Genomic DNA, 18,556 nt, shown 5'->3' with positions numbered 1-18,556 from the left:
GGCGTTGATGGGCGCGCTGCTTGCTGCCCTGGCTCCTGCGGCGACCCAAGCCGCCGATGTGTCCGGTGCAGCGGCTACCGCCACCGCCGATGTATCAGGCATCTCCGCCGATGCGATGCTGCCACCGCCCACACCGTTGACCGCCAACCAGACGCTGTACCTGGACGTTTCGCTCAACAGCACCCCACGCGGACTGCTGCCTTTCATCGAGAACCGTGGCCGCCTGCAGGCCAGCCCCGACGTACTGCGCCAGCTCGGCTTCAACGCCCACGGCGATGCACCGGTGTACCTGGACCAGATCAGCGGCGCGGTGGTGCGCTATGACGCACGCCTGCAGACCCTGGCGCTGGACGTGCCACTGGACCAGCTGACCCTGCCAACCACCGTGCTCAGCCGCCCGCAGACACGCGCGCCCGCAGGCAGTGCCTCACCCGGACTGCTGCTCAACTACGACGTGTATGGCAGCCGGGTGGATACGCTGGGCAACCTCAGCCTGAGCTCCGAACTGCGCCTGTTCGGCGTCGGCAACGGCACCTTCGAAAACACCGCGGTCAGCAGGCGCTACCAGCAGCCTGGCGACCGTCGCTGGCGAGGGGAGAGCGTGCGCCTGGATACGCGCTGGAGCCTGGATTTCCCCGACCAGGCGATGACGCTGGAGGTCGGCGATTTCTACAGCGGCTTCGTCGACTGGACCCGTCCGGTGCGCCTGGGTGGCCTGCAGATCGGTCGCAACTACGGCCTGCAGCCCTATCGCGTGCTGACCCCCACGCCCAGTTTCCTCGGCCAGGCGGTGGTGCCGTCCACGGTCGAGCTGTACGTCGATGGCCTGCGCCAGTACAGCGGCCAGGTCCCGGTCGGCCCGTTCCAGCTGGCCGCACAGCCGGGCATCAGCGGCACCGGCAGCGCACAGGTGGTGGTCACCGACGCATTCGGCCGCATGCAGACCCTGGATTTCAGCTTCTATGGCACCCAGCAACTGCTGGCCAAGGGCCTGTCGGACTGGTCGGTCGGTGTTGGCCAACTGCGCGAGGACTTCGGCCAGCGCTCCTTCGCCTACGACGACCGCACCGTGGCCAGTGCCAGCTGGCGCGGCGGCATCAGCGATACCTTCACCGGTGAAGCGCATGCCGAAGGCGGCGGTGGCCTGGCCCAGGCCGGCATCGGCGGCGGGTGGCTGCTCGGCGGCGCGGGCGTGTTCAACGCCGCCTATGCGCACAGCAACTACCAGGGCCTGCAGGGTGGCCAGTGGGCGCTGGGTTACAGCTGGAACAACCGCCGACTCAACGTCAATCTGCGCACCGTGCGCAGCCATGGTGATTACCGCGACCTGGGCGCACTGCAGGGCAACCTGCCACCCAGCATCAGCGAACAGGCCACGGTCGGCGCCGACCTGCTGCGGCTGGGCACGCTCAGCGCCAGCTACCTGCGCCTGCGCTACCCCGATGGCGAAGACAACCGCTACGCCAGCCTGTTCTGGTCGCGGACCTGGAGCCAGCGCTGGTCAGCCTACCTCTCGGTGAACCAGAACCTGGACCAGAGTGATGACCGCAGCATCTATCTGTCGGTAACCGCCAGCCTGGGCAACAACCGCCAGGCCAGCCTGTCCAGCCAGCGCAATGGCGACAGCCAGACCTGGGTGGCCGACGTCACCCAGCCGGTGCCCGGCGATGGCAGTGCAGGCGGCATCGGTTGGCGCGCGCAGGTGCGCCACGGCGAGGACGGCAGTGGCGGCCTGGCCGAAGTCGGCATCCTCAATGACGTCGGCCGCTACTCCTTCGGGGCCTCGCGCCAGGGCGGGCTCAACTATGCCTACGGCAGCGCCAGTGGCAGCCTGGTCTGGATGGGCGGGCACGCGTTTGCCACCCGCGAGGTCTCCGATGCATTCGCGGTGATCAGCACCAATGGTGTTGGTGGCGTGCCGGTGCGGCTGGAGAACCGCCTGATCGGCGTCACCGATGATCGTGGCCTGTTGCTGGTCAGCCCGCTGCTGTCCTGGCAGCGCAACCGGGTCTCGATCGACACCCTGGACCTGCCCGAGGACATGCGTGCCGACCGCATCGAGGACTGGGTGACGCCGCGCCAGCGCGCTGGGACCCACGTGACATTCCAGTTGCGCTCGCGGCCCTCTCTGAGCCTGACGCTGCAGAGCATGGACGGGCAGCCGCTGGAAGTGGGCAGCGAAGTGCAGTTGCCCGGCGGACGCCAGGCCACGGTGGGCTATGACGGCCTGCTGTATCTGGAAGACGTCGCTGCCGGCAGCGTGCTGTACATCACCACCAGCCGCGGCCAGTGCCGGGTGAAGGTACCCGAGCAGCCCAAGGTAGTGGCGTCCGGCGCCCGGCCGAAGCCGGCACCGCTGCCGTGCATCCCGGAGGTGGCGCCATGAGAGTGCTGCTGCTCGGCATGCTGCTGTTCGCCGGCCTGCTCGTGGCACTACCGGCCCAGGCGACAGCGGTCTGCACGGCAACCGCGAACCCGACTCTGCCGTTCGGCAACATCAACAGCAACGCTCCCGGCCCTACGGCGGCGACGCTGAACATCACGGTGACCTGCACCACCGCCGCACTGAGCCTGCTGGCCACCACCGGCGTCCGCGTCTGCGTGGGTGTCGGCGCAGGCAGTGGCGGCGGCAGCAGCTCCACCTTCCGCACGATGTCCACTTCCAGCAGCGACACCATGAATTTCCAGCTCTACAACAACGCCAGCTACGGCCAGGTCACCGGCCTGGTGCCACGCGGCACGCCGCCGGCGCAGGAACTGACCATGAGCTACAACGTGCCGCTGCTGACCGGCGGCAGCGGTGCGCAGTCCGTGCAGCTGTTCGCGCAGATCCCCGCCAACCAGATCCTCGCTTCGGGTGCTTACAGCAGCACCTTCAGTGGCGCCAACGTGGTGCTCACCTGGGCCTGGAATGAAGTCCTGCTCGGCAACGCCACCGTGCCGGCCACCTGCAACGGCGGCGCAACCGGCACCAACAGCGCCAGTGCGGCCTTCAGCTTCACTGCCACTGCCAACGTGCTGCCGCAATGCGGCAGCTACGTCACCACCAACATGGACTTCGGCAACGTCACCGGCAGCATTTCCGCCAACATCGACCGGACCGCCACGCTCACGCTGACCTGCCTGAAGAACACCGCCTACCAGATCAGCCTCAACAACGGCCAGAACAACCCCGCCGCCTCCACCACCCGGCGCATGGCCACCACCATTGGCAGCGGCACCTACTACCTCCCCTATGAGCTGTACCGCGACGCCGCGCGCAGCCTGCGCTGGGGCAATACCCTCAATGTCGATACCGTTGGCGGCACCGGAAATGGCAGCGCGCAGCAGCTGACCATCCATGGCCGGGTGCCGCCGGTCACCGGCCAGCCCCCGGCCGGTACCTACAACGATCTGGTGCAGGTGACGATCACTTACTGACCTGTGTGCCGACCAACGGTCGGCATCCACCGGGATGGATTGGAATGGTCGGCATCCACCGGGGTGGGTTTGGAACGGTCGGCACCCACCGGGGTGGGTTTGGAATCGTCGGCACCCACCGGGGTGGGTTTGGAATCGTCGGCACCCACCGGGGTGGGTTTCGGTAGATCCACGCCGTGCGTGGATGTGCGCATCCCTCCTGCGCCAGGACCAGTCGACTGGCAGTCGAGCCTACAGATTCGGCCGATCCGGCCGATACCGCGCAACGGGTCCTACAGTACGGTGGATGGCAGGTGGTTCGCGCACTTCTGATCGGGGCGATGCTGGTCGCCAGTACGCCCGCGTGGGCCGATCCCGGCAGCACCTCCCTGCAGATCCGGCTGACTGTGGTCGAGGGCTGCAGCAGTGATGCCGGCAACACCCGATGCACGGCACCGCACCGGCGCAGCGACGCGCCCGAGCTTCCGCAACAGATCCGCGACCTCGCGCCGCCGGCCGACAGCGACGACGCGGCGCCTGCCGTGACCCTCATCTACTGATGCGCATCCTGCTGAGCCTGCTGGCACTGCTGCTGGCACTGCCCGCTGCGGCGCTGGACCTGGTGCCCACCACCCTGCAGCTGCCCGCCGAAGGGGGGCACGGCGAGCTGTGGCTGTACAACCCCGGGCCCGGCCGCTGGCAGGGCGAGGTTCGGATCCTGGCCTGGGAACAGCAGGTCGATGCGGAAAAGCTGCGGCCCAGCGACCAGATCCTGGCCAGCCCCGCCCGGCTCGACCTCCCGCCCGGCACCCGTCAACGCATCTGGCTGCTGCCTCGGGAGACGTCGCCCGTTGCCGTCGAGCAGGCCTACCGGGTGATCCTGAGCCCCAGCGGACCGGGCCTGCCACGCTACTCGCTGCCCTTGTTCCGGGGGCATGCGGCGCCCCTGGCGCGGCCGGACCTGCATGCCGGAATCGAATCCGGCACGTCGCAGCCTCTTCTGCGACTGCGCAACGCAGGTTCCGTTCACGCCCGCCTGCACGATCTTGCGTTCGTCGCCGGCGATGGACGCCGCACCCTGCTGCTGCCGGGACTGGCCGGCTACCTGCTGGCGGGCCGGGAACGCCGCTGGGCCCTCCCCGTCCATGCCGACAGCTATGCCGGTGGCCATTTCCAGGCCCGGCTGCAGGACGGCCGCGTGGTCGATCTGACCGCGCCGGACCCGGCAATTGCAGCGAGCGCTCCCAGCGGGCTATAATCGACCGGATTCCTGCCGCCTGCGTGCGCGGGAGACCGTCCACACCGGACGTCACCGGTGAATCCACACCTGCTGCCCCCATCCGTGCCGGGGTGCTCCGCAAGGAGTTCGGCCACGGAGGCAACAGGGAAGCCCAACCCCGGAACCATCCGCGCTTCCACGCGTCCCGCATACCTATCCCCGCGGGCGGAATCGCCGGTTCCATATCAGGAGTATTGCAATGCCCCAGGTCACCATGCGTCAGATGCTGGAAGCCGGCGTCCACTTCGGCCACCAGACCCGCTACTGGAACCCGAAGATGGCTCCGTACATCTTCGGCGCCCGCGGCAAGATCCACATCATCAACCTGGAAAAGACCGTCCCGCTGTTCAACGATGCGATGAACTTCATCTCGTCGGTTGCCCAGAAGCGCGGCACCGTCCTGTTCCTGGGCACCAAGCGCAGCGCCCGCGAAACCATCAAGGAAGAAGCCGAGCGTTGCGGCATGCCGTTCATGAACCAGCGTTGGCTGGGCGGCACCCTGACCAACTTCCGTACCGTCAAGCAGTCTGTTGCCCGCCTGAAGGAACTGGAAGCCGGTGAAACCGACGGCACCTTCGAGAAGCTGGTCAAGCACGAAGTGCTGGGCCTGCGTCGCGAGCGCGACAAGCTGGAAGCCTCGCTGGGCGGCATCAAGGACATGAACCGTCTGCCGGACGCCATCTTCGTGATCGACATCGGCCACGAAGACATCGCGATCAAGGAAGCCAAGAAGCTGGGCATCCCGGTCATCGCCGTGGTCGACACCAACTACAACCCGGAACTGGTGGACTACGCCATCCCGGGCAACGACGACGCCATCCGCGCTGTGCAGCTGTACGCCCGCGCCGCTGCCGACGCCGTGCTGGAAGGCAAGGCTGCTGCTCCGCACGCTGCTTCGGTGCGTGAGGAAGAGTTCGCCGAAGCCGCTGCTGAAGGCGAAGAGAAGCCGGCCCGCCGCGCTCCGGCCAAGAAGGCTGCCAAGAAGGGCGACGACGCCCAGGCCTGATCCAGGCCCCGGGGTGGACGCCCGGCGTCCACCCTCCCTGCGCGCAGCCTTTGGCGCGTGACAGGACCGTGTCACACGGGCCGGCCACCATGCCGGCCCAACCCCTTTCTTTCGTGAGGTAATCCCGTGGAAATCACTGCTTCCCTGGTCAAGGAACTGCGCGAGCGCACCGGCGCCGGCATGATGGAATGCAAGAAGGCTCTCACCGAAGCCAACGGCGACATCAACGCTGCTGCTGAAGCCATGCGCAAGTCCGGCGCTGCCAAGGCCGACAAGAAGGCTGACCGCGTGGCCGCCGAAGGCCGTCTGGGCCTGGCCCAGGATGGCGGCAAGGCCGTGCTGGTCGAAGTCAACTCGGAAACCGACTTCGTCGCCAACGATGACAACTTCAAGTCCTTCGTCAATGCCGTCGCCGCTGCCGCCCTGGCATCGGGCGCCAACGACGTCGAAGCCGTGAAGGCTGCCAAGCTGGCCGATGGCCGCACCGTTGAAGAAGCCCGCGCCACCGCCGTGCAGACCCTGGGTGAAAACATCCAGATCCGTCGCATGGTGAAGGTTGATGGCAACAACACCATCGGCGCCTACGTCCACACCAACGGCAAGGTTGGCGTGCTGGTCGACCTGGTCGGCGGCGACGTCGAGCTGGCCCGTGGCCTGGCCATGCACGTGGCAGCCCTGAAGCCGCCGCACAACAAGGCTGCGGACGTCCCGGCCGAGTTCGTCGAGAAGGAAAAGGAAATCGAGCTGGCCAAGATGTCCGAAAAGGACAAGGCCAAGCCGGCCGAGATCCTGGAAAAGATCATCAGCGGCAAGATCAACAAGATCGTCAGCGACGTGACCCTGTACGGCCAGACCTACGTGCTGGGCGACACCACCGTCGAGCAGGTGGTCAAGGCCGCTGGCGCCGACGTGGCGGGCTTCAAGCTGCTGATCGTCGGCGAAGGCATCGAGAAGGTGGTGGAAGACTACGCCGCTGAAGTTGCCAAGGCGATGCAGGTCTGATTCCAGCCTTCCGGCTGTGAAGCGACCAGAAGGAGCCGCGGGAAACCGCGGCTCTTTTTTTATGTATGGGCCAAGGGATGAACCCATGCCCCATCGGCCGGTGCGCACCGTTGGTGCGCACAACCGGCACCTTTGCGTTGCGCGCGAATCAAGCCGATACTCGGCGCAGGGAATCCACAGTCACATAGCAGGAACGAAAATCGCGGACTGTGATGCATTCCTAGGTATTCTTGTCCCAATGGAATTGAACGACCCGACATGCCTCCCGAGCTGACAGCTGCCCTGGCGCTCTGCCGCAACCTGCCCTCGCCACCCGGTATTGCCCTGCGCATCATCGAGCTGGCCCAGGACCCGGAAGCGGATATCGCCACCGCCGCCGACATCATCGCCATCGACATGGCGCTGAGCGCTCGCATGCTGCGCATCGCCAATTCGCCGCTGTACGCCAGCCGCCGCCGCATCGAGAACCTCGGCCAGGCGCTGACCATGCTCGGCCTGAATGCCACGATCAGCCTCGCCCTCGGCTTCACCGTCACCCAGGGCCTGACCGGTGGCGGCGGTGCCGACCACGACCTGCGCCAGCGCGCGTGGAAGCGCAGCATTCTCAGCGCCCTGGCCGCCAGCCAGCTGGGCCAGGCACGCGGCCTGCGCCGGCTGGAGGAACTGATGCTGGCCGGGCTGCTGCAGGACCTGGGCGTGCTGTGCCTGGCCCAGGCCGAATCGGAGCGCTACCTGCCACTGCTGCGCGAAGCCCGTGACAATACCGATCTGGTCGCACGCGAGCGCGAGGAACTGGGCTGCAGCCACGCCGATGTCGGCGCCTGGGTGGCCGAACAGTGGGGCCTGCCGCGCTACCTGGTGGAAAGCATCAGCCACAGCGAGGACGACGACGCTGCCGATTCGCCGTTCCAGGCATGCGTGCAGCTGTCCGGCGCTGTTGCCGACATCTGGCTGGACGAAGACGCCGATGCCGCCCGCGAACGCGCTCTGCACCAGGTGCATGACCGGCTGGAGCTCGACAGCGCCCGTTTCGATCAGGTGCTGACCCGCATCAGCGATGCCCTTCCGGATATCGCCAGCCTGTTCGAGGCCGGCCTGAACTCGCCCTCGCGGGTCCGTGAGCTGATCGACCACGCGCAGGAACTGGCCACCCTGCGCAACCTGCGCGAGCTGCAGGATGCCGATCAGGCACGCCGCCGCGCCGACGAATTCGAGGCGCGGGCCAAGCGCCTGGCCGACCAGGCCCACCGCGACGCCCTGACCGGCGTGCTCAACCGCCGCCAGCTGGAGGCGGTGCTGGAACAGGAGTTCCTGCGCGCCGGGCGCCAGGGCTGGCCGCTGTCGGTGGCCTTCATCGACCTGGACGACTTCAAGAAAATCAATGATGCCCACGGCCACCTGACCGGCGACGAGGTGCTGCGCGCCTTTGCAGGCAAGCTGCAGGGCCAGCTGCGCAACAGCGACACCGTGGCCCGCTTCGGTGGCGAGGAATTCGTCGCGCTGCTGCCCAACACCAGTGAATCGGTGGCGCTGGACGTGATCCGGCGTGTGCTGGCCAACATCGTCGCCACGCCGATGGCCGAGCTGGAGGGAGGCCCGCTGTTCGTCACCTTCTCCGCCGGCGTGGCCACCCAGGGCGGCTACGAACGCTTTGCCGACGTGCAGGACCTGCTGCGCGCAGCCGACGATGTGCTGTACCGCTCGAAGAACCTGGGCCGCAACCGGGTGATCGCCCGCTCCCCCGGCGCCCTCGGCCACGACGAGCTTTCAGCCACCGCCGGCGCCGAGCTGGGCTGAACGGGACGCCCCGCGTGAGCGGGGCGGACGGCAGGATTTCGCGCCGCAGTGCACAAAACACTTTGGCCCAACGCCGCATGCGCGTAGAATCGCCCGCGATTTCCACGCACCCGAGGTCCCCATGTCCAAGCTCGCCTATCGTCGCATCCTTCTGAAACTGTCCGGGGAGGCGCTGATGGGAGATGAGGACTACGGCATCGACCCGAAGATCATCAATCGCCTGGCCCGTGAGGTCATCGAAGCCCAGCAGGCCGGTGCCGAAGTGGCGCTGGTGATCGGCGGCGGCAACATCTTCCGCGGCGCCGGCCTGGCCGCTGGCGGCATGGACCGGGTCACCGGCGACCAGATGGGCATGCTGGCCACGGTCATCAACGCCCTGGCCATGCAGGACGCCCTGGAAAAGCTGGGCGCCAAGGCCCGCGTGATGAGCGCGATCAAGATCAACGACGTGTGCGAGGACTACATCCGCCGCCGCGCCATCCGCCACCTGGAAAAGGGCCGCCTGGTGATTTTCGCCGCCGGCGTCGGCAGCCCGTTCTTCACCACCGACTCCGGCGCCGCGCTGCGTGCGATCGAGATCGGTGCCGACCTGCTGCTGAAGGCCACCAAGGTCGATGGCGTGTACGACAAGGACCCGAACAAGCACAGCGACGCGGTCCGTTTCGACAGCCTGAGCTACGACGAAGTGATCCGCCGCGGCCTGGAAGTGATGGATACCGCGGCCTTCGCACTGGCCCGCGACAGCGACCTGCCGATGCGCGTGTTCGACATGGGCCAGCCGGGCGAGCTGCTGAAGATCCTCAGCGGCGCGAACATCGGCACCCTGGTCCAGGGCCGCGACCCGGCCTGAGCCTGAGCGCCAGGCGAGCTCCGGGCCGATTCTGGCCCGGCAGCGTCCCGTATTCGCCTATAATCGCCCGATTCCAGTTACACCCAGGACCGGGCGATGCTCAACGACATCAAGAACAACGCGCAGACGCGCATGGCCAAGAGCATCGACGCTCTGAAGCACACCCTCACCTCGATCCGCACCGGCCGCGCCACCCCGGCCCTGCTGGACCGCGTCACGGTCAGCGCCTATGGCAACGCCAGCACCCCGCTGAACCAGGTCGCATCGATCTCCAACGCCGACGCCCACTCGCTGCTGGTCACGCCGTTCGACAAGAGCATGATCAAGGAGATCGAAAAGGGTCTCTACAACGCCGAGTTCACCCCGAACACCCTGGGCACCGCGATCCGCATCAACATGCCGCCGCCGACCGAAGAGCGCCGCAAGGAGCTGGCCAAGCAGGTGCAGAAGGAAGGCGAAGGCGCCAAGATCGCGATCCGCAACATCCGTCAGGACGCGAACAAGGAAATCGCCAAGCTGGTCAAGGACAAGGCGATCAGCGAAGACGAGAAGAAGCGCGGTGAGGACGACATCCAGAAGTTGACCGACACCAACATCAAGGACGTCGACAAGGTCGTTGCCGACAAGGAAAAAGAACTCCTGTCGGTCTGAAGTCGATGCCTTCAGTCCCGCCTCCGTTGCCGGCCGCCCTGCCCCGCCACATTGCCATCATCATGGATGGCAATGGGCGCTGGGCACAGCAGCGCCGTCGTCCGCGCGTGATCGGCCACCGGGCCGGCGCGCGTGCGGTCAACCGCACCATCGAGCGCTGCCTTGAGCTGGGCATTCCGGCGCTGACCCTGTTCGCGTTTTCCAGCGAGAACTGGGGCCGGCCGCAGGAAGAAGTCGATGCGTTGATGAAGCTGTTCCTCGGCGCGCTCGACCGCGAAGTGGACGAGCTGCATCGGCGTGGCGTGCGCGTGCGCTTCATCGGCGAGCGCGAACGCTTCGGTGCCGGGCTGGTCAGCCGCATGCAGCTGGCCGAGCAGCGCACCGCAGACAACACCACCCTGACCCTGTCGATCGCCGCCAGCTACGGTGGCCGCCAGGACATCGCCCGTGCCGCGCGCGCGCTGGCCGCTGAAGTCGCCGCCGGCCGCCTGCTGCCCGAACAGATCGACGAATCGCTGCTGGGCAGCCAGGTCGCCCTGGCCGACCTGCCGCCACCGGACCTGTTCATCCGCACCGGTGGCGACACCCGCATCAGCAACTTCCTGCTGTGGCAGCTGGCGTACACCGAGCTGTGGTTCACCGAGGCGCTGTGGCCAGACTTCGATCCCGCCCTGCTGCAGCAGGCGCTGGACGCCTACGGCAGCCGTGAGCGTCGTTTCGGCCTGACCAGCGCCCAGATCGCCGCACTGGCCACCGAGACTTCCAGCCCATGACCAAGACCCGAGTCCTTGCCGCGCTGATCATGGCGCCGGTCGCCATTGCCGCGATCCTGCTGCTGCCGACCCAATGGCTGGCAGCGGCGGCCGCTGCGGTGCTGCTGATCGGCCTGTGGGAGTGGCTGAAGCTGGCCGGCATCGAAGACACCCTGGCGCGCACCGTGCTGCTGGTACTGAACCTGCTGCTGATGGTGCTGCTGGTGTGGGCCGATGGCAGCACGCTGGTGCTGTTCCAGATCACCACATTGGCCGGTGTTGCCTGGTGGCTGGCGGCGCTGGTCTGGCTGCGCTTCTTCAATTTCGGCGCGCAGCCGTCGGCACCCTCGCGCATCGTGAAGATGCTGGCCGGTACGCTGGCCATCGTTCCGGCCTGGGCCGCGCTGGTGCTGATCCATGCCGGCGGCGATCCGCCGGGCAAGCAGGGCCACCTGTGGCTGCTGGCTGCGCTGGCACTGGTCTGGGCGGCCGATTCGGGCGCCTATTTCGCCGGCCGTCACTTCGGCAAGCACAAGCTGGCCCCGCGCATCAGCCCCAACAAGACCTGGGAAGGCCTGTTCGGCGGCCTGCTGGCCGGTGTCGCCGTGGCCGTCGGCCTGGGCTGGCTGGCCGGCATCGATACCGCACACCTGCCGGGCCTGCTGATCACTTCGGTGGTGGCGGTGTTCGCCTCGGTGCTGGGTGATCTGTTCGAAAGCCTGATCAAGCGCCACGCGGGCGCCAAGGACTCGGGCCACCTGATTCCGGGCCATGGTGGCGTACTCGACCGTGTCGACGGCGTCCTGGCTGCAGTGCCGGTGTTCGCACTCGGCAAGGAAATCTTCGGGTTCTGACCATGAATGCTGTCGCAAACCTGCGCCGGGTCGCCGTATTCGGCGCCACCGGCTCGATCGGTGCCTCCACGCTGGACGTGATCGCCCGCCACCCGCAGCGCTACCAGGCCACCGTGCTGGCCGCCGGTCGTCAGGTGCAGGCGTTGCTGGCACTGTGCCGCCAGCACCGGCCCGCGCACGCGGTGATCGCCGACGAATCGCTGTTCGCTGAGCTGCGCGATGGCCTGCGCGATGCCGGACTGGCCACCGAGGCGCATGCCGGCCATGCCGCGCTGGACCAGCTGGCCGCCAGCGATGCCTGCGACACCGTGGTCGCCGCCATCGTCGGTGCGGCCGGGCTGTCTTCCACCCTGGCCGCCGCCGCCGCGGGCAAGCGCATCCTGCTGGCCAACAAGGAATCGCTGGTGCTGGCCGGTGAGCTGCTGACCCGCACCGCAGAACGCGCCGGCGCCGAGATCATCCCGATCGACAGCGAACACAGCGCGATCTTCCAGTGCCTGCGCTCGCGCGATGCCAGCGTCGATGGCGCCGGCGTGCGCCGCATCCTGCTGACCGCCTCCGGCGGCCCGTTCCGTGGCCGCAGCCGCGCCGAGCTGGCCCAGGTCACCCCGGCCCAGGCCGTTGCCCACCCGAAGTGGTCGATGGGGCCGAAGATCTCGGTCGATTCGGCGACGTTGATGAACAAGGGCCTGGAAGTGATCGAGGCCCACCACCTGTTCGGCATCCCCGGTGAGCGCATCGAAGTGCTGGTGCACCCGCAGAGCCTGGTCCACTCGCTGGTCGAGTTCGTGGACGGCTCGACTCTGGCGCAGATGGGCCTGCCGGACATGCGCACCACACTGGCCGTTGGCCTGGGCTGGCCACAACGCATTGAATCGGGCGTATCCGGGCTGGATCTGCTGGCCCAGGGCCGGCTCGATTTCGAGGCCCCGGACACCGACGCCTTCCCCTGCCTGGCCCTGGCCTGGCAGGCGATGCAGGCCGGCGGCACCGCCCCGGCGGTGCTGAACGCTGCCAATGAAGAGGCGGTTTCAGCGTTTCTTCAGGGCCGGATCGGTTTCCTGACCATCCCGGAGCTGGTTGCTAACGCTCTTTCAACACTGCCGACCCAGCCAGCCGATACACTGGAGGTCCTGTTGTCCGCCGACCAGCGGGCACGCCAGCTGACCCTGAACGCCATCGACGCCGCCTGAACGACCGCCTCGCCCAGCATGACGACGCCGCCCCTGCCCGCCACTGTGAGCCTGCATGACTGACTTCATCGGATCGGTCTGGTGGATGATTGTCAGCCTCGGGCTGCTGGTCACGTTCCACGAGTTCGGGCATTACTGGGTCGGGCGCCTGTGCGGGGTAAAGATCCTGCGCTTCTCGGTCGGCTTCGGCCGGCCGCTGTGGTCGCGCCGGGACAGGCACGGCACCGAGTTCGCCATCGCCGCCATCCCGCTGGGCGGTTATGTGAAGTTCCTGGACGAGCGCGAGGTCGAAGTGCACCCGCACGAGCGCGGTCAGGCCTTCAACCACAAGACCGTCTGGCAGCGCATCGCCATCGTCGCCGCCGGACCGATCGCCAACCTGCTGCTGTGCATCCTGCTGCTGTGGGCGATGTTCGTGATCGGCAAGCAGGATTATTCGCCGACCATCGGCCGTGTCAGCGGCATCGCCGCCAGCGCCGGCCTGACCAGCGGCGACCGCGTGCTGCGCGTGGACGAGCGCCCGGTGGTCACCCTCGGCGAGGCCAGCATGGCGCTGACCGCCGCCGCGATGGACCGCCGCGACGTGAAGCTGGAAGTGCTGGACCCGGCCGACCAGGTGCGCGTGCGCAGCCTGCCGCTGTCGCAGCTGCCCCCCGGCTTCGATGAACGGCGCGTGCCGATCCTGGCTGGCCTGTACTGGCAGTCGTGGCTGCAACCGGCGCTGGTCGAGTCGCTCACCGCGGACTCCGTGGTGGCCGGGCAGCTGCAGCCGGGCGATCTGATCGTAGCGATCGACGGCCAGCGCATCGACGGCGCCGACCAGGTCATCGGCGAGATCCAGACGCTGGGCCGCGCCGGCGGCCCGGGCATGATCGAGGTCCTGCGGGGCGGCGAGCGCCTGGCGCTGGAAGTCACCCCGCGCCAGGGCAAGGATTCAAAGGGCGAGCCGATCTGGCAGATCGGCGTGCAGTTCCCGACCTCGTTCAGCCCTCCCTACGACACCCTGCTGCGCTATGGCCCGCTCGACGCGGTCACCGTGGCCGTGCGCGAAACCGGCCGCCTGGCGGCCGATTCGCTGGGCATGATGGGCCGCATCGTCACCGGCAAAGCCTCGCTGCAGAACGTTTCCGGGCCCGTCACCATCGCCCGGGTAGCCAACATCTCGGCCAAACGCGGCCTGGACTGGTTCCTGCAGTTCCTTGCCCTGCTGTCACTCAGCCTGTGCATCATCAACCTGTTGCCGATCCCGATCTTGGACGGCGGCCACCTGCTGTATTACCTTATCGAGTTGGTCAAGGGCAGCCCGCTGAGCGAGCGTGCCATCGCCGCCGGCCAGTACATCGGCCTGGCGTTGCTGGCCGGGCTGATGGGGTTGGCGTTCTACAACGACATCCTCGGCCTGGTCCCGCGATGAACTTTTCCACGTTGTTGCCGTCTACAGCGTCGGCATCCCGCACCAATGAAATCGACCTTCCTACCGGACGTGACATGACGCGACTCCCCAATCGCCGCCTGCTGGCCCTCGCCCTCGCCGCCGTCACCGGCGCTCCCGCCCTGGCCCAGGCAGCCGAGCCCTTCACTGTCAGCGACATCCGCGTGGATGGCCTGCAGCGCATCAGCTCGGGCACGGTATTCACCTACCTGCCGGTGGAGCGTGGCGAGACGGTCACCGACAACAAGGTCGGCGAGACCATCCGCGCCCTGTACAAGACCGGCTTCTTCGAAGACGTGCAGCTGGACCGCCAGGGCAGCATCCTGGTGGTGACCGTCAAGGAACGCCCGGCGATCAACAAGCTGACCGTGACCGGCAACAAGGACATCAAGTCCGAGCAGCTGCTCAAGGGCCTGTCCGACATCGGCCTGACCGAGGGCGGCACCTTCGATCGCCTGAGCCTGGACCGCGTGACCCAGGAACTGCGTCGCCAGTACAACGACCGCGGCAAGTACAACGTCGAGATCACCCCGACGGTGAGCCCGCTGGACCGCAACCGCGTGGACATCGCGATCGCCATCAAGGAAGGCAAGGCGGCCAAGATCCGTCACGTCAACCTGGTCGGCACCGAGAAGTTCGAGAGCAAGGACATCCTGGAGACCTGGGAGTCCAAGGAGCACAACTGGGCATCGTGGTACCGCCGTGACGACCAGTACTCCAAGGAAAAGCTGTCCGGCGACCTGGAAAAGCTCAATTCCTGGTACCTCGACCGCGGCTATGTCGACTTCAGCATTGATTCGACCCAGGTGTCGATCAGCCCCGACAAGCGCGACATGTTCCTCACCGCCGGCGTGACCGAAGGTGCGCAGTACAAGATCTCCGAGATCAAGGTCAGCGGCGACACGATCCTTCCGCAGGAGGACGTCGAGCGCATGGTGATCCAGAAGTCCGGCGACACGTTCTCGCGTGCGCTGCTGGAATTCAGCTCGGACACCATCACCAACTCGCTGTCCAACATCGGCTACGCGTTCGCCAAGGTGAACCCGATCCCGACCACCAACCGCCCCGAGCAGACCGTGGCGATCAACATGCAGGTCGTGCCCGGCCCGCGCGTATCGGTGCGTCGCATCCTGTTCCGTGGCAACACGCGTACGTCCGACGAAGTGATGCGTCGCGAAATGCGCCAGTTCGAGAACAGCTGGTACTCGCAGGCCGCGATCGACCGCTCCAAGATCCGCCTGCAGCGCCTGGGCTACTTCGAGTCGGTGGACGTTGAAACCCCGGCCGTGAGCGGCAGCAACGACCAGGTCGACGTCGTCTACAACGTCAAGGAAACCACGTCCGGCAGCTTCGTGTTCGGCCTGGGCTACTCGCAGTCCTACGGCATGACCACCTCGGTGCAGCTGTCGCAGAACAACTTCCTCGGCGGCGGCAACCGCGTGTCGGTCGAAGCCTCGCGCAGCAGCTACCTGCAGCGCTACGGCTTCAGCTACACCAACCCGTACTTCACCGATGACGGCGTGTCGCTGGGCTACAACCTGTCCTGGCGCGAACTGGACTACTCCGACTTCAACACCGCGCAGTACAACAGCACCAATGGTTCGGCGCAGGTGGTGTTCGGCGTGCCGATCACCGAGACCGATACCGTCTCGCTGATGTTCGGCATCGACAGCAACCAGATCACCACCTACCCAGGCTCGACGCCGCAGTCGATCATCGACTACATCAACGTACTGGGCAGCAAGACCTTCCATGCATGGCGCACGGAGCTGGGCTGGGCACGCGACTCGCGCAACGACTACTTCATGCCGACCCGTGGTACCTACCAGCGCGTTGGCCTGGAAACGACGCTGCCGGGCTCGACCATCGAGTACTACAAGCTGAACTACCAGATCAGCAAGTACTGGCCGATCATGCCGTCGCTGGTCATCAACACCCGCGCCGAAGTGGGTTACGGCGACAGCTATGGCAGCGACAAGACCGCGATGGTGCCTGACGAGGCCGGCAACCTGCGTTCGGTCACAGCCAAGGGCCTGCCGTTCTACGAGAACTTCTACGCCGGTGGCACCAACTCGGTGCGCGGCTTCGAGGACAACACCCTCGGCCCGCGCGAAGTGACCCGCGGTTATCCGGAAGGCCAGCCGCTGGGTGGTTCGCTGAAGACCGTCGGTTCGGTCGAAGCCTACTTCCCGCGCCTGTTCGACAGCCCGTCGGCACGCGTGTCGGCCTTCGTCGACTTCGGCAACGTCTACACCGGCGTGGACAACTTCAAGGCCAACGAACTGCGCGTGTCCACCGGTGTGGCCCTGCTGTGGCGCGCCCCGGTCGGCCCGATCTCGATCAGCTACGCCTTCCCGCTGAAGAAGGAAGACGGCGACAAGATCGAGCGGCTGCAATTCACGTTCGGTGGCCAGTTCTGAGGAACAACGTTCCTCAGAACTGATCCACCTCCGGTGAATTGCCCGCGCATTTCACCTATCCCCCGCGCCGCTGGCGCGCCCCCCTAACAAAGGGGGGCTCTCCACCAGACGGGGTACGAAGCGCCGGGCATTGCCCGGCGTTTTCGTTTGGCCTGGATGCCGGAAGCGCCCGCTCTGCTTTTGATCTTTTCTGTTTTTCCGTGGCTGGCACTCGCGCCACGCCCTCGGAGGTCGGACGGGGTGGGGCTGCGGGGGTGTGAGCCGCATGGATGCGGCGACCAAGGCTACATGGACGTACTTGCGCCGCCCCCCGCAGCCCCGCCCCGTCCGACCCAGCCCATGACACTGGCTCTGCCGGCCGCGAGGGGCCCTGCCGTTGGCTGCATGACCGCCCCGCATGACCGCAATGCCGTCACACGTTAAACTCCCGCCGTGAATACTCCCACCTACACCGCCCAGCAACTCGCCGAGCAGTTCGGCCTGCAGGTCCACGGCGACCCCGCCACCGCCATCCATGGCGTGGCCACCCTCGCCCATGCCGGTCCTGGCCAGCTGACCTTCCTCGCCAACCCACGCTACCGCGCCCAGCTGGCCGACAGCCAGGCCTCGCTGGTGGTCCTGCGTGCCGACGACGCCGAGGCCGCCCCCGGCGCCGCGCTCGTGGCCAAGGACCCGTACACCACCTTCGCCAAGATCGCCGCGCTGTTCGACATCGCGCCGACGCGCCCGCCGGGCATCCACCCCAGCGCCGTCATCGATCCCAGCGCGCAGGTCGCCGCCAGCGCGCATATCGGCCCGTTCGTCTCCGTCGGCGCACGCAGCGTGGTCGGCGAAAACTGCATCATCGGCACCGGCAGCGTGATCGGCGAAGACTGCAGCCTGGACAACGGCTGCGAGCTGATCGCGCGGGTCACCCTGGTCACCCGGGTCAAGCTCGGCAAGCGGGTTCGTGTGCATCCCGGTGCCGTGCTCGGCGCCGATGGCTTCGGCCTGGCCATGGACGCCGGCAAATGGATCAAGGTGCCGCAGCTCGGCGGCGTGCGCATCGGCGATGACTGCGAGATCGGCGCCAACACCTGCGTCGACCGTGGTGCGCTGGAAGACACCGTGCTGGACGAAGACGTGCGCCTGGACAACCTGGTGCAGATCGCGCACAACGTGCAGATCGGTGCGCACTCGGCCATCGCCGGCTGCACCGGCATCGCCGGCAGCGCCAAGATCGGCCGCTACTGCCTGCTCGGCGGCCACGTTGGCGTGGTCGGCCACCTCGAGATCTGCGACAAGGTCGTGATCACCGGCAAGTCGGTGGTCCGCAATTCCATCCATGAGCCGGGCGAGTACTCGTCCGGCACCCCGTTGACCGACAACCGCACGTGGCGCAAGAACGCCGCGCGCTTCAAGCAGCTGGACGCATTGGCTCGCCGCGTCCTGGCTGCTGGCAAGGAGAAAGAATGAACGACACGCTGCAGCTTCCGATCGACGTCTGCCAGATCCAGGAACTGCTCCCGCACCGCTACCCGTTCCTGCTGGTGGACCGGGTGCTTGAGCTCGACATCGACGCCAAGCGCATCCTTGCGCAGAAGAACGTCAGCATCAACGAGCCGTTCTTCCAGGGCCACTTCCCGGGCCGCCCGATCATGCCCGGCGTACTGATCATCGAAGCGCTGGCGCAGGCCGGTGGCGTGATGACCCAGCTCACGCTCGGCCGTGACTCGCAGTCCAAGCTGTTCTACATGGTCAAGGTGGAAAACGCCCGCTTCAACAAGCAGGTCGTTCCCGGCGACGTGCTGATGCTGGATGTGCAGATGAAGCGCCTGATCCGCAACATGGGCTGGTACTACGGCGAAGCCAAGGTCAACGGTGAAGTCGTTGCCTCGGCCGAAGTCATGTGCGCCGGCGCCAAGGGCTGATCCACTGGAGG

16 protein-coding genes are annotated in these 18,556 nt (G+C 67.0%); all 16 read left to right on the top strand.

Going from position 1 to position 18,556, the window contains the following annotated elements:
• The first annotated feature begins 7 nt into the window (after positions 1-7).
• The 16 genes from ACZK2R_RS06785 (at position 8) to fabZ (ending at position 18,545) form a co-directional block, all read left to right on the top strand.
• Complete coding sequence (locus ACZK2R_RS06785) at positions 8-2,386, top strand: fimbria/pilus outer membrane usher protein (protein WP_180838115.1); 2,379 nt, start codon at positions 8-10, stop codon at positions 2,384-2,386.
• Positions 2,383-3,420: a Csu type fimbrial protein gene (locus tag ACZK2R_RS06780; protein ID WP_125893839.1), complete on the top strand. Its 1,038-nt coding sequence runs from the start codon at positions 2,383-2,385 to the stop codon at positions 3,418-3,420. The genes ACZK2R_RS06785 and ACZK2R_RS06780 overlap by 4 nt, the downstream gene beginning before the upstream one ends.
• A gap of 320 nt (positions 3,421-3,740) precedes the next feature.
• Positions 3,741-3,959: a hypothetical protein gene (locus tag ACZK2R_RS06775; protein WP_049399532.1), complete on the top strand. Its 219-nt coding sequence runs from the start codon at positions 3,741-3,743 to the stop codon at positions 3,957-3,959.
• Entirely contained in the window at positions 3,959-4,657 is a 699-nt protein-coding gene (locus ACZK2R_RS06770) for a fimbrial biogenesis chaperone (RefSeq protein WP_125893837.1), read from the top strand. The genes ACZK2R_RS06775 and ACZK2R_RS06770 overlap by 1 nt, the downstream gene beginning before the upstream one ends.
• Positions 4,658-4,877: 220 nt before the next feature.
• Entirely contained in the window at positions 4,878-5,684 is an 807-nt protein-coding gene (rpsB, locus tag ACZK2R_RS06765) for a 30S ribosomal protein S2 (RefSeq protein ID WP_005408748.1), read from the top strand.
• 126 nt (positions 5,685-5,810) lie between these two features.
• Positions 5,811-6,686: a translation elongation factor Ts gene (gene tsf / locus ACZK2R_RS06760; RefSeq protein WP_032127939.1), complete on the top strand. Its 876-nt coding sequence runs from the start codon at positions 5,811-5,813 to the stop codon at positions 6,684-6,686.
• A gap of 258 nt (positions 6,687-6,944) precedes the next feature.
• On the top strand, positions 6,945-8,483 hold the full coding sequence (locus tag ACZK2R_RS06755) for a GGDEF domain-containing protein (protein WP_049399536.1): 1,539 nt from the start codon (positions 6,945-6,947) through the stop codon (positions 8,481-8,483).
• A gap of 121 nt (positions 8,484-8,604) precedes the next feature.
• Positions 8,605-9,333 (top strand): UMP kinase, encoded by a 729-nt coding sequence (gene pyrH, locus ACZK2R_RS06750; protein WP_032127941.1) that lies wholly within the window; start codon positions 8,605-8,607, stop codon positions 9,331-9,333.
• Between the two features lie 96 nt (positions 9,334-9,429).
• Entirely contained in the window at positions 9,430-9,984 is a 555-nt protein-coding gene (gene frr / locus ACZK2R_RS06745; RefSeq protein ID WP_032127942.1) for a ribosome recycling factor, read from the top strand.
• Between the two features lie 5 nt (positions 9,985-9,989).
• Positions 9,990-10,757, top strand: a complete 768-nt coding sequence (uppS, locus tag ACZK2R_RS06740) for a polyprenyl diphosphate synthase (protein ID WP_032127943.1) — start codon at positions 9,990-9,992, stop codon at positions 10,755-10,757.
• Entirely contained in the window at positions 10,754-11,590 is an 837-nt protein-coding gene (locus ACZK2R_RS06735; RefSeq protein WP_010486331.1) for a phosphatidate cytidylyltransferase, read from the top strand. Before uppS ends, ACZK2R_RS06735 begins: the two co-directional genes overlap by 4 nt.
• 2 nt (positions 11,591-11,592) lie before the next feature.
• On the top strand, positions 11,593-12,783 hold the full coding sequence (locus tag ACZK2R_RS06730; RefSeq protein WP_180838114.1) for a 1-deoxy-D-xylulose-5-phosphate reductoisomerase: 1,191 nt from the start codon (positions 11,593-11,595) through the stop codon (positions 12,781-12,783).
• Between the two features lie 55 nt (positions 12,784-12,838).
• Positions 12,839-14,197 (top strand): RIP metalloprotease RseP, encoded by a 1,359-nt coding sequence (gene rseP / locus ACZK2R_RS06725; RefSeq protein WP_032127946.1) that lies wholly within the window; start codon positions 12,839-12,841, stop codon positions 14,195-14,197.
• 74 nt (positions 14,198-14,271) lie between these two features.
• Positions 14,272-16,635 carry an outer membrane protein assembly factor BamA gene (bamA, locus tag ACZK2R_RS06720; RefSeq protein WP_049421648.1) on the top strand — a complete coding sequence of 788 codons (2,364 nt, stop codon included), beginning with the start codon at positions 14,272-14,274 and terminating at the stop codon, positions 16,633-16,635.
• 432 nt (positions 16,636-17,067) lie between these two features.
• Complete coding sequence (gene lpxD, locus ACZK2R_RS06715) at positions 17,068-18,090, top strand: UDP-3-O-(3-hydroxymyristoyl)glucosamine N-acyltransferase (RefSeq protein WP_010486339.1); 1,023 nt, start codon at positions 17,068-17,070, stop codon at positions 18,088-18,090.
• The gene (gene fabZ / locus ACZK2R_RS06710; protein WP_032128326.1) at positions 18,087-18,545 is read left to right on the top strand and encodes a 3-hydroxyacyl-ACP dehydratase FabZ; all 459 of its coding nucleotides are present in this window, start codon (positions 18,087-18,089) and stop codon (positions 18,543-18,545) included. The genes lpxD and fabZ overlap by 4 nt, the downstream gene beginning before the upstream one ends.
• Positions 18,546-18,556: the final 11 nt, after the last annotated feature.

It is taken from the genome of Stenotrophomonas sp. 96582_Sma (genome assembly GCF_056480905.1).
Note: the sequence above shows the minus strand (reverse complement) of the source record. Positions and strands in the feature narration are given on the sequence as shown.

Excerpts from the sequence above, each read along its gene's own strand:
- ACZK2R_RS06785 (WP_180838115.1), top strand. The coding sequence starts at position 8 with ATGGGCGCGCTGCTTGCTGCCCTGGCTCCTGCGGCGACCCAAGCCGCC.
- ACZK2R_RS06780 (WP_125893839.1), top strand. The coding sequence starts at position 2,383 with ATGAGAGTGCTGCTGCTCGGCATGCTGCTGTTCGCCGGCCTGCTCGTG.
- ACZK2R_RS06775 (WP_049399532.1), top strand. The coding sequence starts at position 3,741 with ATGCTGGTCGCCAGTACGCCCGCGTGGGCCGATCCCGGCAGCACCTCC.
- ACZK2R_RS06770 (WP_125893837.1), top strand. The coding sequence starts at position 3,959 with ATGCGCATCCTGCTGAGCCTGCTGGCACTGCTGCTGGCACTGCCCGCT.
- rpsB (WP_005408748.1), top strand. The coding sequence starts at position 4,878 with ATGCCCCAGGTCACCATGCGTCAGATGCTGGAAGCCGGCGTCCACTTC.
- ACZK2R_RS06755 (WP_049399536.1), top strand. The coding sequence starts at position 6,945 with ATGCCTCCCGAGCTGACAGCTGCCCTGGCGCTCTGCCGCAACCTGCCC.
- pyrH (WP_032127941.1), top strand. The coding sequence starts at position 8,605 with ATGTCCAAGCTCGCCTATCGTCGCATCCTTCTGAAACTGTCCGGGGAG.
- frr (WP_032127942.1), top strand. The coding sequence starts at position 9,430 with ATGCTCAACGACATCAAGAACAACGCGCAGACGCGCATGGCCAAGAGC.
- uppS (WP_032127943.1), top strand. The coding sequence starts at position 9,990 with ATGCCTTCAGTCCCGCCTCCGTTGCCGGCCGCCCTGCCCCGCCACATT.
- ACZK2R_RS06735 (WP_010486331.1), top strand. The coding sequence starts at position 10,754 with ATGACCAAGACCCGAGTCCTTGCCGCGCTGATCATGGCGCCGGTCGCC.
- ACZK2R_RS06730 (WP_180838114.1), top strand. The coding sequence starts at position 11,593 with ATGAATGCTGTCGCAAACCTGCGCCGGGTCGCCGTATTCGGCGCCACC.
- rseP (WP_032127946.1), top strand. The coding sequence starts at position 12,839 with ATGACTGACTTCATCGGATCGGTCTGGTGGATGATTGTCAGCCTCGGG.
- bamA (WP_049421648.1), top strand. The coding sequence starts at position 14,272 with ATGACGCGACTCCCCAATCGCCGCCTGCTGGCCCTCGCCCTCGCCGCC.
- fabZ (WP_032128326.1), top strand. The coding sequence starts at position 18,087 with ATGAACGACACGCTGCAGCTTCCGATCGACGTCTGCCAGATCCAGGAA.